Consider the following 14,627-nt stretch of genomic DNA (forward strand, 5'->3'; position numbering starts at 1 on the left):
CCTTTAAAAACGATAATTCAGATCAAACGTCACGCCGATGTTCCGCTCGCGTTTGCCGTCGTAAGGATGCTTCTCAAACTGCAGCATCGCGCCGGCGTCCAACACGCCGTTCCAGCTGACGCGCTGGCCGTAACCCAGTTGGGTGATCGGCTTGCGCGCATAGTCCCGCTGCCAATAGCTGCCGGCGCCGGCCTGGAACTGCTGGCTCCACTCGGTTTGATAATGGCGATACAGGGTATGATCGAGCGTTAACGACGGCAGCAGCGTGAAGTCACGCTTAGGGTTGTAATACGGCACGTTCTCCTGGCTGTTGCGGCTGCCGGACAACGTCAGGTTCATGTCCAGCCGATAACGGCCGCCGGCGAGCAACCGCTGCCGCCCTTCCAGGCCGTATTCCAGCCGGTTGTTGCCGTCCGAGAAGTGCGAAGGCGCCACGCTGGCGCGCAGCTCGCGGCTTTCGTTCTGCTGCCAACGCAGCCACAGGTTGCCGCCGTTGGCGCTGATGCCATTGGTCAATGCGCGCAGCGGTGTCTCGGCCGACAGCCGCGCCACCGAACCGCCGAGACGCCATTGGTCATCCAGGTCATACCAGGAAGAGAGGCGCAGGCCGAGCTCATTGCCATGGCCGTAGTTGCGGTTGGCCACCTCGGCTTCCAGCCACAGATCGCGCGAGCGCCACTCGGCGCCGGCGCTGAGATCGCGGTTGATGCCCTTGCCCTCGTCGAACTGGCCGGTGTTGAATCCCCAGCCGGTGAACAGCCGCCAGTTGTCGTCGATCGGCGGTGAATAGAGCGCGGCGTGAATGCCAAAATCGTGGCTGCCGCTGACCGGCCCGTCTGAATCGATGCCCTGATTGCCGCTGATGCGCAGTTCAGACATATGGTGAATGCGGCGCGAACGCTCGAGCTGCTGAGCGGCGACGCTTTCCGGCGCGCGTTGGATGACATCGTCAGCCAGCAAATCGAGCTGCCGCCACTCCTGCAATTCCTGCGCGACATAGCCCTGCTGGATCTCCAACGGCAGGCTACGCGGTTCCAGCCCTTCCACCTGCTTCAACTCCTCCTCGGCGCGGCGCGGCCAACCGCGCGCTAAATAAACGCTGGCCAATGAGATGCGCAATCCCTGATTGCCCGGCGCCGTGCGCGCCAGATGGGTCAGTTGCCGTTCGGCCGCGCCCAGATCGCGTTGATATACCCACGACTGCGCCAGCAGCGATTGGCCGACCAGCCAGTCATCGTTGTAGGCCAGCGTCGGCAATTGATACAGGCGGGTCGCGTAGGGGTAGCGCTGGCTGACGCGCTGCGCCAGCAACGCTGCCTGATCGATGCGTTCGTCCTCCGCCTGTGCGTAAAACAGATCGGTTTCATCCTCGGCGGTCACCGCCTTCGGGGCGGCGGCGTTCAGACGGCTGAAAATAGCCTGCGCCTTATCAGGCTGCTGCAGGTAGAGGTAGGCGGACGCCGCCCAGCGTTGGGCATAATCCGGCATCGTGCGCCCTTCCGCCTGCAAGGTTTGATACTCGCTTACCACATCGGCCATTCGATAACGCGCCAGCAGCGCGCCCAGGCGATCGATACGCGCCTGTTGGTAGCTGTCCTGCGCCTCCGGCAGCGGCCGCCACTGCGTCAACAGTTGGTCATAGCGCGCCAGCCCGCGATCGGCGATGACGAAGCGTTCTTGTTCGCCGCGAGAATCGATAAACGACAGTCGCACCAGTTCGGCGGCTTCATCCGCCTGCAGGCGGCGCTGCTGCGCGGGCGACAACGCCAGCCCCTGGCTTTCACGCAGCGCCGGACCCGCGACCCGGTTCGCCGCCAGCAGCGTCACGTAATAAGCCTGAATACCGGTGTCGGACGGCGCCAGCGCACGGGCATGGGTGGCGTTTTCCAGCGCCGCCCAGCTGCGGCCGGCGGCCTGGTCCACATAGGCGCGCGTCAGATACCACGTCGCCGGCTCCAGCAGCTTCTCCGCTTTTGCCGCTTCCGTTTGCGCCTGCACATCCTGCCCGGCATCCGCCAGCGTCATCACATAGCCACGCTGCAGACCGCCGTCGGCGGGAGCGAGCTGCAACGCCGCACGCCACAGGCGCAGCGATGGTTGCCACTGCTTCAGGTTGCGATAGGCGCGGGCCGCCGTCGCCAGACTGGCGCTATCCCGCTGCAGCGCGGCGCCGTCGGCACGCCAAAGCGCGACAACCTCTTCGTCGTGGCCGGCCCAACCGGCCACCTGGATATAATCGGATCGCTGCTGCAGGCTCAATCCCTCCTGAGCGCGCCGCTGCGATAAATACGTCAGCACCGGTGCGGTATCGCCCGACCTGGCCTGACGGATCAGCGCGTCATAGCGTTCATCCGCCAGCGCAGCGGCCGGCAGGGATAAACCGAGAAAAAGCAATGACGCCGCATATTTGGTGGCGTGGCGTTCGGTAAAGCGTAATGAACGCGAGTTAACTTTAGGCACGAGGTATTCCTTTAATCCGTGAGCTGCTGTCCTGGCAGAGTGCAAATGCGAGCAGGCACCCGAAAAGTCGGCTAAGGCCGTCGGGTAATAAGCATGGAGTAATGAATATTTCTGTCTGGCGCTCGCTTAAATAGAATCGAATGCGCCTTTGCCTAAAAAGAGTATTTTATAAATCTGCCGATGAATACCGCAGCCAGGTGATATCTGCCTGAAAATGGAATTTCACAACTGTTAACAAGTGAAATAACAAAAATTAAAATATTATAAATCAACCACATAATTGTTTTACTTAACCAATATTCTTATCTTCACCCTTCCGTGTGAAATTGTATAAAAACCGGCGTGATATTTGATTATAATTCTCATTATCACCAGTCAACAGGGATATTAATCCAAACGCCTAATTAAATAATCTGTTTTCTTGGAAAAAATAATAAGAATATTGCTCACAAAGGAATTAAATTTGCCTGCTAATAATTATGTCATCAGATTTAAATCACTACGCGGTCATGTTCATGCTGGCTATCTCCCGGGCATGCCGTCACAATAGCGCCTCATTCAGGTTTCAATCAGGGATCGCCATGTTCAGCCACTACCCCGCCCATTACACCTTCGATAGCGACAGCGACGCCTGGCAGATCGGTTTTCACGACTTCCCCGAATGGCAAGCCGCCTGCTATAAACGCGAAGACATTGAGCTGGAAGCACAGGAAAGCCTGCTGGCCGCCATCGCCGCCGCGATGGACGAAGGGTTGCCCCTGCCTGCCCCTTCCCCTCTGCAAACCGATGACCTGAGGGTACACCTGCCGGTGCTGGTGGCGCTGAAGATCGAACTGCACAATGCCATGCTGCGCAAAAACACCGGCAAAGCGGAGCTGGCGCGCAAGCTGGGATTCAATGGTGGGCAAATGGAGCGGTTGCTGGATATCGGCTACGCCTCGAAGGTTGAAGCGTTGGAGCAGGCGCTGTATCTGCTGGGCTACGAAGTGCGCGTGACAATAAGCGAAGTTTGCCAATAAGTTAGCGGCAAGTAAGCGAAATATTATCCGATGGGGCTAAATTTTCCCCATTGTGCGCCGATATGATCGTTACCTAATCACCTGTCGCAACAACGAAGGCTAAAAATGGAGTGGAGTCGCCGTCATATCTGGGCCGTTATTCTGCTGTCTTGTCTCGTTTTTTGGGCCATTTTGGTGACCGGCATCAACGCCGTCGCTTGAGCGCCCGCCACTACATTGCAATACCTAACGCTTAACGTAGCCCATGACTGAGTGATATCAGCCATGGGCGATAAAACAAAACCCCGTGTAGGCCTAAAGACCCAACATAAAAATACTATTTAATATCAGTTAGTTATCAATTAACCTTAAGCCTTCTTTCAATAACACGAATGATTACCGGGCTGACTATAAGCGTAATAACCAAGCAACCGATAAGTAGCGCTATACCTACAAACCCCTCAATATCGCGTTCACCGAACAAGTTTGCTGCTTTTATCCAAAATGCACGCTCCCCCTGAGTCGAGGGGTCTGAAGGCCTCGCAAGCAAAAATGTCAGTATATAAATGCCAGCCCCTATCAGAAGTTTAATCCCTATTGGGACACGTCTGCTTTCCATTAAGAATGACCTCAATCGTTCCATAAGACATCAGGCCGTTAACTAACCTGACTGGCCGGGTAGAGACTAATGCCTGACGAATAGCTAAAAAGTCAGTCCGATGCTGCAATGTAATACAGCCCAAAGAAATACCTAAAGGACCTGATGGATGCAAACGGAAATTTCCCCGTTTTACCCCATTGACCCATGTATAGTCGTCGATTTTCCCATCTTCACGATAGAGGGCAAACCACTCATATTTGATAACCGGTGTCGATGTCGGCCACGAATAGAAATCATGAAGATCGGTTCTCAACATTCCTTTCCAGCCGCCCGTTAGCCTGTTGACGATGTGATAACGGCCCTGAGGGATTGGGCCATTGTCAGGAACAGCCACGCAACCGGCTTGGTTACGATATATTCCATTGCCCGAGTAAGCCAGAAAAGTGCCAACACCGTATATGAGTAAAGGGGAGAACTGAGCATCATTAACGATAAACTCTCCATGTAGCGGCATAGGTAAAACTCCTTTTTACCGTTCATTAGTATAAAATTCACACTAACCCAAAAATCATCTACCGAAAAAGAATACCTGCGGCTATCGTGGGTCAGAAAGTTGGCCTATCCCGACTTAAAAAGCGTTATAAAACAGTCCATGCTGTGCAAAAAACAGTCAAAAATTGTGATCAAAAACACAGTATTGAAATCAGACCGGTATTGAGAGTACATTAGCGCCGATCCTGTCGCGGTTCGGATTTTACCTCACGGAGCATGAGGCGCGACAACCGGACAACCCGCGCTCGAGGCCGTTGTTCTTTCGCTTGGAAGAACCCGCCCGACAAGCAGGTTGCCCATAAAATACTCAGCACAACAATCGGGATCATTGCTGGCGAGGACTCCAGACAGGAGTTGTTCAGTGAAATATTTTTTGATGGGCGTGTCATTCATGCTGGTTGCCTGGGTTGGCACCTTCATGTTGATGGTTGCCTGACAGCAGCCTGACCAGGAACACAGCCAAAGGGACGCGCAAGCGTCCCTTTGTCGTTTCTGCTTATGCTCATTTGCCCGGCATCATGCGCCGCAGGGTGTCGTCCTTACGCAGGTAGTGATGATACAGCGCCGCCAGCGCATGCGCCCCAATGATAAAATAGCCGATGTTTGCCAGCGTCTCATGAACCGTTTTGACCAGCTTGCGCATCACCGGATCCGGCGTCACCCACTGTGGCACCGGCCAGCCCAGCAAAGACCACGATTTCCCGCCGTAGGCCAGTGTCAACATGCCCAGCAACGGCAACATCAGGAAGACCACGTACAGCAGCCAATGGAAGATCTTGGCGCCTATCTCCTGCCATTCCTCCAGCGGTGGCGTGGTCGGCGGCGTTGCGTGGAAAGAACGCACCGCCAGCCGAATCAGCATCAAGGCGAATACTGATACCCCAAAGTTAAAGTGCAGATTTTTGACCATCGGCATCCAATCTTCCGGCACCGAATCTTTCAGCAACATCGCCGCATAGGTGAGGATCACCATCAGCAGCGTCAGCCAATGTAAAACGATTTGCGATCGCGCGTAGCGGTTGCTCATACACTCTATCCAAAAAAATAAAATTCAGCGTAGTTGAGCATAATGGGGAAATAATGAAGAAAACCTTGGGATGGAAAAAATAAGGCCGGGTGAAAGCCCGGCCTGACAGGGTTATTTGGCGCTGCCGGCTTTGCCCGGCTTCAACAGCCCGTCCGCGCGGAACATCGCCTTGATGCCGCGCACCGCCTGGCGGATACGATCCTGGTTCTCGATCAGCGCGAAGCGCACGTGGGTATCGCCGTAGTCGCCGAAACCGATGCCTGGCGAGACGCAGACCTTGGCTTCCGCCAGCAGGCGTTTGGCGAACTCCAGCGAGCCGAGGTGAGCATAAGGTTCGGGAATTTTCGCCCACACGTACATCGACGCCTTCGGATTTTCCACCATCCAGCCAGCCTCGTGCAGCCCCTTCACCAACACGTTGCGGCGCTGCCGATACTGCTCGGCGATATCGCGCACGCACTGCTGATCGCCTTCCAGCGCGGCGATGGCCGCCACCTGCAGCGGCGTAAAGGTACCGTAGTCGTGATAACTCTTGATGCGCGCCAGCGCGCTGACCAGTTCAGGGTTACCGACCATGAAACCGATGCGCCAGCCGGCCATGTTGTAGCTTTTCGACAGGGTGAAGAACTCCACCGCAATGTCTTTCGCCCCCGGCACCTGCATGATCGACGGCGCTTTCCAGCCGTCATAGACGATATCGGCATAGGCCAGATCGTGGATCACCAGCACGTTATACTGCTTGGCCAGCGCCACCACCCGCTCGAAGAAATCCAGCTCCACGCACTGCGCGGTCGGGTTGGACGGGAAACCGAGGATCATCATTTTCGGGCGAGGAATGGTTTCCCGAATGGCGCGCTCCAGCTCGCCGAAGAAATCCACGCCGTCTACCAGCGGCACCGAACGCACCTGGGCGCCGGCGATCACCGCGCCGTAAATATGGATAGGATAGCTGGGATTCGGCACCAACACGGTATCGCCGTGATCGAGGGTCGCCAGCATCAGGTGTGCCAGCCCCTCTTTCGAACCGATAGTGACGATGGCTTCGCTCTCCGGATCGATATCCACCTGATAACGATCGGCATACCAGCGCGAAATGGCACGGCGCAGGCGCGGAATGCCGCGCGAGGTGGAGTAGCCGTGAGTATCGTCGCGCTGGGCGACGGCGCACAGTTTTTCCACGATGTGCGGCGGCGTCGGGCCATCGGGGTTACCCATGCTGAAATCGATAATATCCTCGCCGCGACGGCGTGCGGCCATCTTCAGTTCGGCGGTGATGTTGAATACGTAGGGGGGAAGGCGTTCAATGCGCGTGAAACGGCGCTGTGGACTGTTATCAGCCATAGGGGATTCCTCGATAGACGTTAGCGCCCGGACCGTCCGAGCGACGCTGGCCAGCAAACTGACCGAATATCGAACATAGCGCAGCGCCGACGAGCTTGTCGATACCCGGCGCGATATTTTTATTTGCCGCCCTGAAACTCCGCCGCCAGCAGCCCGAACAGCCAGTCGTCGCACCACTGCCCCGCCAGACGGTAGTTGTCGCGCAGTGTGCCTTCCAACTGAAAGCCGCACGATTCCAGCAGGCCGCGCGAAGCAAGATTGCCCGCGGTCACGGTGGCGGTCAGCTTGTGAAAGCCGCAGGCGTTCACCGCAAAATCCAGCACCGCCCGCAGCGACTCCTTGCCATAGCCCTTACCCTGCCCGGAAGGCAAACTTCCGTATCCCACTTCCGCCTGCCGATACGGCAACCACTGCGGGCGAAAACCGGTAATGCCCACCGCCTCTCCGCTGTGCTTCTCACGCATCACCAGGCACAGCCACTGCTCGCCGTATTTGTCCCAGGCCGGCAGCCGCTCCTCGAACCGAGCGCGGATCTCCGCTTCGCTGCGCGGATCGGAGATGTAACGGATCACTTCGGGATCTTGGTACAGGCGCAAAAACAGCGGCCAATCCTCGGCGGTTATCGACCGTAAGCTCAGACGTTCAGTGACCAGCTTCATAAAATCTCCGAAAAACGAAAAAGAGGAACTTACGAATGAAAGATATCTCTTTATTTTCCCCGATTGGTTGCCGATAATCATTCACGTTAAAACCACAAAACCATAACGTCTTGCCCGATTCCCTACAACCGCTCGCCGCAGTCACTCATGCGGCACGAGGAGAACACCATGGCCTCTTTAGTCATCGACGATATTCCGCAGACGATCGTTAACGTCAAACGCCAGCTGCGCCAGGCATTGCCGAACTACCGCGACGTATTTCTGGCACTGGAAGAGAACATCCGCGGCCAGGTCGAACAGATCCGCCGCGAGCTGGCCGCCGGCCACAATCCGGTACCGCAGATCGACGCGGAAGATATCCTGCAGCAGCGCGTCAGCGAGCAGCAGATAGCGCTGATCAAACAGCGCGGCGCCTGCGCCATTCGCGGCGTGTTTCCCCGCGCCAAGGCCGAGGGCTGGAACCGGGAAATCGGCGACTACCTTGAGCGCAATAACTTCGTCGAGCGGTTGAAAAACGCCGCCGAAGACAACTATTTCGGCAAGCTGGCCGCCAGCAAACCGCAGATCTACGGCATCTATTGGTCAAAACCGCAGGTTGAAGCGCGGCAGGATGCGCGCATGCGTGCGGTGCAGGTGTTCCTCAACAGCCTGTGGGCCACCGAGAGCAACGGCAAACAGCATTTCGATCCGACCCGCGTCGCCACCTACGCCGATCGCACCCGCCGCCGCCCGCCGAACTCCTCGTCGCTGGGCCTGTCGCCGCACGTCGACAGCGGCACCATCGAGCGCTGGCTGGACGAAAACTTCCGCTATGTGTATCGCCACGTTTTCTCCGGCGACTGGCAGCAGTACGATCCCTTCGCCGCCGACGGCCGCACCGAGGTGCGCGAGATTGCCTCCCCAGCAGTGTGCTCGATGTTCCGCACCTTCCAGGGCTGGACGGCGCTGACGCCGCAGCGCACCAACGCCGGCACGCTGAATCTGGTGCCGATCGCCAACGCCATGGCCTATGTGCTGCTGCGCGCGCTGCAGGACGACGTCGCCGACGACGATTTGTGCGATGCGGCACCGGGCCGTGCGCTCTCGATCTCGGAAAAGTGGCATCCCCTTTTATTGAGTGGAATTTCCCCTATTCCCGATCTGGAGCCGGGCGACACGGTCTTTTGGCACTGCGACGTGATCCACGCGGTGGAAAACGAGCATAACGGCGAGTTCGACAGCAACGTGATGTACATCGCCGCCGCACCGGGCTGCGAGAAAAACGACGCCTATCTGCAGCGCCAGCTGCCGAGCTTTATCGACGGCAGAACGCCGCCGGACTTCGCCCCCGACGACTTCGAGGTGGATTTCGACGGCCGCGCCACCGCCGACCTGCTGACGCCGCTGGGCAAAGCGCAGCTCGGCATGGCCTGATCTCCCGCCCGTGGCGCGCGCCACGGGCCCCTTTCGCTGTGGTATACTGCCGCCATCCGTAGGCCGCAGCGAGAACCCGTCGTGCACCCTTTTTTTGAAATGCTGTTGGCGGTGTTTGATCGCGCCGCGCTGATGTTGATCTGTCTGTTTTTCCTGACCCGCACCCGGCTGTTCCGCCAACTGCTGCAAAAAGAAGACCATACGCCGCTCGAGCTCGGCATCGTCACGGCAATCTTCTCGCTGTTCGCGCTGTTCAGCACCTACTCCGGCATCAACGTCGAAGGGTCGCTGGTCAACGTGCGCGTCATCGCCATCATGGCCGGCGGCATCCTGTTCGGCCCCTGGGTGGGGATCGTCACCGGCATCATCGCCGGGGTGCACCGTTATCTGATCGATATCGGCGGCATCACGTCGGTGCCTTGTCTTATCACCAGCATCATCGCCGGCATCAGCGCCGGTTACATCAATCTCAAGGTGAAAAAAGAGCAGCGCTGGCGCGCCGGCATCGTCGGCGGCATGCTGTGCGAATCTCTCACCATGCTGTTGATCGTGCTGTGGGCCAAGCCGACCGAGCTCGGGTTGGACATCGTGTCGCAGATTGCCCTGCCGATGATCCTCGGCACGGTGTGCATCGGCCTGATCGTGCTGCTGGTGCAGAGCGTCGAGGATGAAAAAGAGGTGATCGCCGCGCGCCAGGCCAAGCTGGCGCTGGATATCGCCCACAAGACGCTGCCCTATTTCCGCAACATCAACAGCGAATCGCTGGCCACCATCTGCGATATCATCCGCCAGGACATCCGCGCTGACGCGGTAGCGATCACCGATACTCATCAGGTGCTGGCCTACGTGGGCGTCGGGCGCGAAGCCTATCCGATCGGCCGCGAAGGGCTGAGCCGCGTCACCCGCGAAAGCATTCGCCACGGCAAAATCATCATCAAGAACAACCTGGAAAACCCGGCGGCGCCGCAGATCCATTCGCAGCTGGTGGTGCCGCTGTGGGAAAAAGGCGAAGTGACCGGCGCGCTGAAAATCTACTACTGCCACGCCCACCAAATCACCAACACGCTGAAGGTGATGGCGGTCGGGCTGTCGCAAATCATCTCCACGCAGATGGAGGTGTCCCGCATCGAGCACCTGCGCCAGATGGCGGACAAGGCCGAAATGCGCGCGCTGCAGAGCAAGATTAACCCGCACTTCCTGTTCAACGCGCTGAACGCCATCTCTTCCTCTATCCGCCTGAATCCGGACACCGCGCGCCAGCTGATCATTAACCTGTCGCGCTACCTGCGCTACAACCTGGAACTGAACGACGAACTGATCGATATCCGCAAGGAGCTGCATCAGATTCAGGACTATATCGCCATTGAACAGGCGCGTTTCGGCGCCAAGCTGACGGTGATTTACGACATCGACGACGACGTCTCGGTGCGCATTCCCAGCCTGCTGATCCAGCCGCTGGTGGAGAACGCCATCGTGCACGGCATTCAGCCCTGCAAGGGTAAAGGGGTGGTGGTGATCGCGGTGAAAGATCAGGGCGATCGGGTGAAGATTTCGGTGAAGGATACCGGCCACGGCATCAACCAGGAAACCATCGACCGGGTGGCGCGCAACGAGATGCCGGGCCACAATATCGGCCTGCTCAACGTGCACCACCGCGTGTCGCTGCTGTACGGTGAAGGGCTGCATATCCGCCGCCTGGAGCCAGGCACCGAAATCGCGTTCTACATCAGCAAAAACGGCGGCAAGCTGCATCAGGAACCGAGCGCGCCGCCGGTCGGGGAGGCCTCATGAAAGCCATCATCGTGGAAGACGAATTCCTCGCGCAGGAAGAACTCAGTTACCTGATCAAGAAGCACAGCAATATCGATATCGTCGCCACCTTCGAGGACGGTCTCGACGTTCTGAAATACCTGCAAACCCACCAGGTCGACGCCATTTTCCTCGACATCAACATCCCGTCGCTGGACGGCGTGCTGCTGGCGCAAAACATCAGCAAGTTCGCGCACCGCCCGTCGATCGTGTTCATCACCGCCTATAAAGAGCACGCGGTGGAAGCGTTCGAAATCGAGGCGTTCGACTACATCCTCAAGCCCTATCACGAGGCGCGCATCGTCACCATGCTGCAAAAGCTGGAGGCGCTGCACCAGCGCCCCGCCGGCGCGACGGAGCCGACCAGCGCACCGAATCGCGGTAGCCACAGCATCAACCTGATCAAAGACGAGCGGATCATCGTTACCGACATCAACGACATCTATTACGCCGCCGCCGATGAAAAGGTGACGCGGGTCTATACCCGCCGGGAAGAGTTCGTGATGCCGATGAATATCACCGAGTTTTACGGCCGGCTGCCGGAAGAACATTTTTTCCGCTGCCACCGCTCTTACTGCGTTAACCTGTCGAAGATCCGCGAGATCGTGCCCTGGTTCAACAATACCTACATTCTGCGGCTGAGCGATCTTGAATTTGAAGTACCGGTCAGCCGCAGCAAGGTGAAAGAGTTTCGCCAGCTGATGCGCCTGTAATCGCTTACCAGCGCGGGCCCGGACGGTAGTAATAGCCGGGCGGCGGTGGCGGTGGCATGCGGTAATGCGGCCGGTCGCGCCAGTCGCGCGGCGGCGGCCCGTAGTAAATCACGCGTGGCGGCGGGCCATAATAGTACCCGCGCGGGCGTTCATACCGGTGGTGATCGGCCCACCAGCGCGGATCGCGCCAGCGATAGCCGTCCCAGTAGTGGCCGCGATTGTCGCGATCGCCGATATGCAACGACAGGCCCGGCACGTTCACGCCGATGGACACGTCGGCCTGGCTCGCCAACGGCAGCGCCAGCAGCGCGGCCAATAACAACAGCGTTTTTTTCATTTCATGGACTCCTGCAGAGCGGACCTCGTCCGATCGCAGATAACATAGTCCCGCGCTCATCGCCGCTCTATAGGTGCAAGGCCGATTTACGCCTTTCAGACGCATCCTTCACAATTTCACCACAATCATTCACCGGCAGTTAACAATAAATCGTTGATATCTTTGATGTAGATCACGTGTCCCCCACGGCATTTCACGCGCTTTTCGGTGCAAAAACGGCAACTCACGCCGCATAACATGCATTTCATTCCTTCCGCCGTGCAACTCATTCCCGATCCGCCGCCCGCCGGGGGGGCCGGCCATATAATAAGCCCATACCGCGGGAACACAGATTCACCCCGCAAATTTCAGCCAGCGGCTCACGCCCGGCAACGCACACACAGGAAGGAGACCGGCCATGAACACCAAACCGGCAAATCGCAGCTTAATCGTTCTCGGCACCATCATCTGTCAGATGGGCCTGGGCACCATCTACACCTGGAGCCTGTTCAACCAGCCGCTGGTCGACAAGTTCCACTGGGGACTGGCGGACGTCGCCACCACCTTCTCCATCACCAGCTTCTTCCTGGCCTTCGCCACCCTGTTCGCCGGCAAGCTGCAAGAGCGCTTCGGCATCCGCAACCTGACGCTGTGTTCCGGCATTCTGGTCGGCCTGGGCCTTATCGCCAGCGCTCACGTCAGCTCACTCGACATGATCTACCTGCTGGCCGGCGTGGTGGTGGGTTTTGCGGTCGGCATCGCCTACATCTCCACCCTGTCCAACCTGATTAAATGGTTCCCGGCCAACAAAGGCCTCATTTCCGGTATCTCCGTCGGCGCCTTCGGCAGCGGCAGCCTGCTGTTCAAATACGTCAACGCCGCCCTGATCGCCGACGTCGGCGTTTCCGGCGCCTTCTTCTACTGGGGCGCCATCGTGATGGGCCTGATCGTCGTCGGTTCCCTGCTGCTGAAAGAGCCGGTGCTGGCGACCAACACCGCGCAGCAAGGCGCCAACGGCCTGGGCAACGACTTCAGCGTGCGCCAGATGCTGGCCACCAAAGAAGCCTATCTGCTGTTCACCATCTTCTTCGCTGCCTGCATGAGCGGTCTGTACCTCATCGGCATCGTGAAAGACATGGGCGTTCAACTGGCCGGGATGGATTTGGCCACCGCCGCCAACACCGTGTCTGCCGTCGCCATCTTCAACACCGCCGGCCGCATCATCCTGGGCACCCTGTCCGATAAAGTGGGCCGTATGCGCGTCATCAGCTTCACCATGCTGGTTACCGTGCTGGCGATTGTCGCACTGAGCTTCATGACCCTGAACCACACGCTGTTCTTTATCTGCGTCGGCGCGGTGGCCTTCTGCTTCGGCGGCAACATCACCGTGTTCCCGGCGATTGTCGGCGACTTCTTCGGCCTGAAGAACCACAGCAAGAACTACGGCATCATTTACCAGGGCTTCGGCCTGGGCGCGCTGGCCGGTTCATTCGTCGCCAAATACTTCGGCGGCTTCCACGCCACCTTCATGGTGATTGGCGTTCTGTCCGCCGCCTCTCTGCTGATTACACTGTTCATCAAAGCGCCGAAGGCGGTGGAAGCGGAAACGGCAGAAACCGCCCAGACGGCGGAGCTGGCCAAAGCCTGATACCCCGCGAAAACGACAAGGGGCGCAACCTGTGGGTTGCGCCCCTTTTTTATCGCCCTGCCGCTGGGTTTACAGATGCATGCCCAGCGTCTGGCGCAGGTGTGCGCCGGCCCCCAGCAGGCCCGGCTGGCCGTGCGTTATCATGAACACCGGAATTTCACGCACATAGTCGCGGAAGCGCCCCTTGTCTTCGAAGGCGGCACGGAAGCCCGAGGCTTTGAAGAACTCCATAAAGCGCGGCACGATGCCGCCGGCGATGTACACGCCGCCGAAGGTGCCCAAATTCAGCGCCAGATTGCCGCCGAAGCGCCCCATGATCACGCAAAACAGCGACAGCGCGCGGCGGCAGTCGATGCAGCTGTCTGCCAGCGCCCGCTCGGTGATGTCCTTCGGTTCCCATTTCTCCGGCAGGCGGTTGTCCGCCTTGACGATGGCGCGATACAGGTTGACCAGGCCCGGCCCGGACAGCACGCGCTCGGCGGAAACGTGCCCCACTTCCGCGCGCAGCACCTCCAGAATGATGTCCTCTTCTTCGCTGTTCGGTGCGAAATCGACATGGCCGCCCTCACCCGGCAGGCTGACCCAGCGGCGATCGACGTGCACCAGATGGGCAACGCCCAGTCCGGTGCCGGCGCCGTACACCGCGATCGGTTTGCCAGGTTGCGCATCGCCGCCGCCAAACTGCAACACATCGTCCGGCGAGAGCATTGGGATCGCCATCGATACGGCGGTGAAATCGTTGATCACCTCCAGGTGACTCAGCCCCAGGCTGGCCTTCATTTCTTTGATAGAGAACGCCCAGCTGTGGTTGGTCATCGCCACCCAGTCCTCGGTCACCGGGCAGGCGATCGCGATACAGGCGTCCTGCACCTCGATATCGCACTCTTTCAGGTATTGGCGAATCACCGCCTCCAGGCTGTCGAATGCCAGGCCGGAATAGGTTTTCGCCTGGGTAATTTCACCCGTCGCAACAGTGCACAACGCCAGGCGGGCATTGGTGCCGCCAACATCACCTACGAGGGCATAGGTCATTGATTTCGTCTCCGCAAAATGAAAAATAAAAAGCTGCCCACACTGTAAAATCCTGCTG

13 protein-coding genes are annotated in these 14,627 nt (G+C 58.5%); 6 read left to right on the plus strand and 7 right to left on the minus strand.

Features of this window, described 5'->3' with window-relative positions; genetic code table 11:
• Positions 1 to 3 precede the first annotated feature (3 nt).
• Positions 4 to 2,460, minus strand: coding sequence for a poly-beta-1,6 N-acetyl-D-glucosamine export porin PgaA (pgaA, locus tag EGY12_RS00700; RefSeq protein ID WP_123892256.1), 2,457 nt, complete (start codon positions 2,458 to 2,460; stop codon positions 4 to 6).
• A 581-nt stretch (positions 2,461 to 3,041) separates the two neighbouring features.
• Here pgaA and EGY12_RS00705 point away from each other — a divergent pair.
• Positions 3,042 to 3,479, plus strand: a complete 438-nt coding sequence (locus EGY12_RS00705) for a hypothetical protein (protein WP_123892257.1) — start codon at positions 3,042 to 3,044, stop codon at positions 3,477 to 3,479.
• A 566-nt stretch (positions 3,480 to 4,045) separates the two neighbouring features.
• Here the strand turns inward: EGY12_RS00705 and EGY12_RS00715 are convergent.
• Positions 4,046 to 4,573: a DUF2778 domain-containing protein gene (locus EGY12_RS00715; protein WP_123892259.1), complete on the minus strand. Its 528-nt coding sequence runs from the start codon at positions 4,571 to 4,573 to the stop codon at positions 4,046 to 4,048.
• A gap of 399 nt (positions 4,574 to 4,972) precedes the next feature.
• Here EGY12_RS00715 and ypdK point away from each other — a divergent pair, with 399 nt between their 5' ends.
• The gene (ypdK, locus tag EGY12_RS00720) at positions 4,973 to 5,047 is read left to right on the plus strand and encodes a membrane protein YpdK (RefSeq protein ID WP_099782600.1); all 75 of its coding nucleotides are present in this window, start codon (positions 4,973 to 4,975) and stop codon (positions 5,045 to 5,047) included.
• Positions 5,048 to 5,113: 66 nt separating this feature from the next.
• Here the strand turns inward: ypdK and EGY12_RS00725 are convergent, their stop codons facing one another.
• The 3 genes from EGY12_RS00725 to EGY12_RS00735 form a co-directional block, all read right to left on the minus strand.
• Positions 5,114 to 5,638: a cytochrome b gene (locus EGY12_RS00725; protein ID WP_123892260.1), complete on the minus strand. Its 525-nt coding sequence runs from the start codon at positions 5,636 to 5,638 to the stop codon at positions 5,114 to 5,116.
• 111 nt (positions 5,639 to 5,749) lie between these two features.
• Complete coding sequence (gene alaC, locus EGY12_RS00730) at positions 5,750 to 6,979, minus strand: alanine transaminase (protein WP_016926818.1); 1,230 nt, start codon at positions 6,977 to 6,979, stop codon at positions 5,750 to 5,752.
• A gap of 119 nt (positions 6,980 to 7,098) precedes the next feature.
• The gene (locus tag EGY12_RS00735) at positions 7,099 to 7,638 is read right to left on the minus strand and encodes a GNAT family N-acetyltransferase (protein ID WP_123892261.1); all 540 of its coding nucleotides are present in this window, start codon (positions 7,636 to 7,638) and stop codon (positions 7,099 to 7,101) included.
• A 168-nt stretch (positions 7,639 to 7,806) separates the two neighbouring features.
• On the opposite strand from EGY12_RS00735, the gene EGY12_RS00740 reads away from it, so the two are divergent.
• From EGY12_RS00740 to EGY12_RS00750, 3 genes are all read left to right on the plus strand, one after another.
• Positions 7,807 to 9,051: a DUF1479 domain-containing protein gene (locus EGY12_RS00740; protein WP_123892262.1), complete on the plus strand. Its 1,245-nt coding sequence runs from the start codon at positions 7,807 to 7,809 to the stop codon at positions 9,049 to 9,051.
• Between the two features lie 99 nt (positions 9,052 to 9,150).
• Positions 9,151 to 10,842 carry a sensor histidine kinase gene (locus EGY12_RS00745; protein ID WP_025303750.1) on the plus strand — a complete coding sequence of 564 codons (1,692 nt, stop codon included), beginning with the start codon at positions 9,151 to 9,153 and terminating at the stop codon, positions 10,840 to 10,842.
• On the plus strand, positions 10,839 to 11,573 hold the full coding sequence (locus EGY12_RS00750) for a LytTR family DNA-binding domain-containing protein (RefSeq protein WP_123892263.1): 735 nt from the start codon (positions 10,839 to 10,841) through the stop codon (positions 11,571 to 11,573). The genes EGY12_RS00745 and EGY12_RS00750 overlap by 4 nt, the downstream gene beginning before the upstream one ends.
• A gap of 4 nt (positions 11,574 to 11,577) precedes the next feature.
• Here the strand turns inward: EGY12_RS00750 and EGY12_RS00755 are convergent, their stop codons facing one another.
• Positions 11,578 to 11,910 carry a DUF2502 domain-containing protein gene (locus EGY12_RS00755; RefSeq protein ID WP_019453817.1) on the minus strand — a complete coding sequence of 111 codons (333 nt, stop codon included), beginning with the start codon at positions 11,908 to 11,910 and terminating at the stop codon, positions 11,578 to 11,580.
• Between the two features lie 397 nt (positions 11,911 to 12,307).
• Here EGY12_RS00755 and EGY12_RS00760 point away from each other — a divergent pair, with 397 nt between their 5' ends.
• Positions 12,308 to 13,537: an OFA family MFS transporter gene (locus tag EGY12_RS00760; protein ID WP_123892264.1), complete on the plus strand. Its 1,230-nt coding sequence runs from the start codon at positions 12,308 to 12,310 to the stop codon at positions 13,535 to 13,537.
• Between the two features lie 69 nt (positions 13,538 to 13,606).
• On the opposite strand, the gene glk is transcribed toward EGY12_RS00760, so the two are convergent.
• On the minus strand, positions 13,607 to 14,569 hold the full coding sequence (glk, locus tag EGY12_RS00765; protein ID WP_123892265.1) for a glucokinase: 963 nt from the start codon (positions 14,567 to 14,569) through the stop codon (positions 13,607 to 13,609).
• Positions 14,570 to 14,627: the final 58 nt, after the last annotated feature.

It is taken from the genome of Serratia sp. FDAARGOS_506, from assembly GCF_003812745.1.
Taxonomy (GTDB): domain Bacteria; phylum Pseudomonadota; class Gammaproteobacteria; order Enterobacterales; family Enterobacteriaceae; genus Serratia.

Excerpts from the sequence above, each read along its gene's own strand:
- EGY12_RS00750 (WP_123892263.1), top strand. The coding sequence starts at position 10,839 with ATGAAAGCCATCATCGTGGAAGACGAATTCCTCGCGCAGGAAGAACTC.
- EGY12_RS00755 (WP_019453817.1), bottom strand. The coding sequence starts at position 11,910 with ATGAAAAAAACGCTGTTGTTATTGGCCGCGCTGCTGGCGCTGCCGTTG.
- EGY12_RS00705 (WP_123892257.1), top strand. The coding sequence starts at position 3,042 with ATGTTCAGCCACTACCCCGCCCATTACACCTTCGATAGCGACAGCGAC.
- glk (WP_123892265.1), bottom strand. The coding sequence starts at position 14,569 with ATGACCTATGCCCTCGTAGGTGATGTTGGCGGCACCAATGCCCGCCTG.
- EGY12_RS00735 (WP_123892261.1), bottom strand. The coding sequence starts at position 7,638 with ATGAAGCTGGTCACTGAACGTCTGAGCTTACGGTCGATAACCGCCGAG.
- EGY12_RS00740 (WP_123892262.1), top strand. The coding sequence starts at position 7,807 with ATGGCCTCTTTAGTCATCGACGATATTCCGCAGACGATCGTTAACGTC.
- EGY12_RS00760 (WP_123892264.1), top strand. The coding sequence starts at position 12,308 with ATGAACACCAAACCGGCAAATCGCAGCTTAATCGTTCTCGGCACCATC.
- EGY12_RS00715 (WP_123892259.1), bottom strand. The coding sequence starts at position 4,573 with ATGCCGCTACATGGAGAGTTTATCGTTAATGATGCTCAGTTCTCCCCT.
- alaC (WP_016926818.1), bottom strand. The coding sequence starts at position 6,979 with ATGGCTGATAACAGTCCACAGCGCCGTTTCACGCGCATTGAACGCCTT.
- EGY12_RS00725 (WP_123892260.1), bottom strand. The coding sequence starts at position 5,638 with ATGAGCAACCGCTACGCGCGATCGCAAATCGTTTTACATTGGCTGACG.
- EGY12_RS00745 (WP_025303750.1), top strand. The coding sequence starts at position 9,151 with ATGCTGTTGGCGGTGTTTGATCGCGCCGCGCTGATGTTGATCTGTCTG.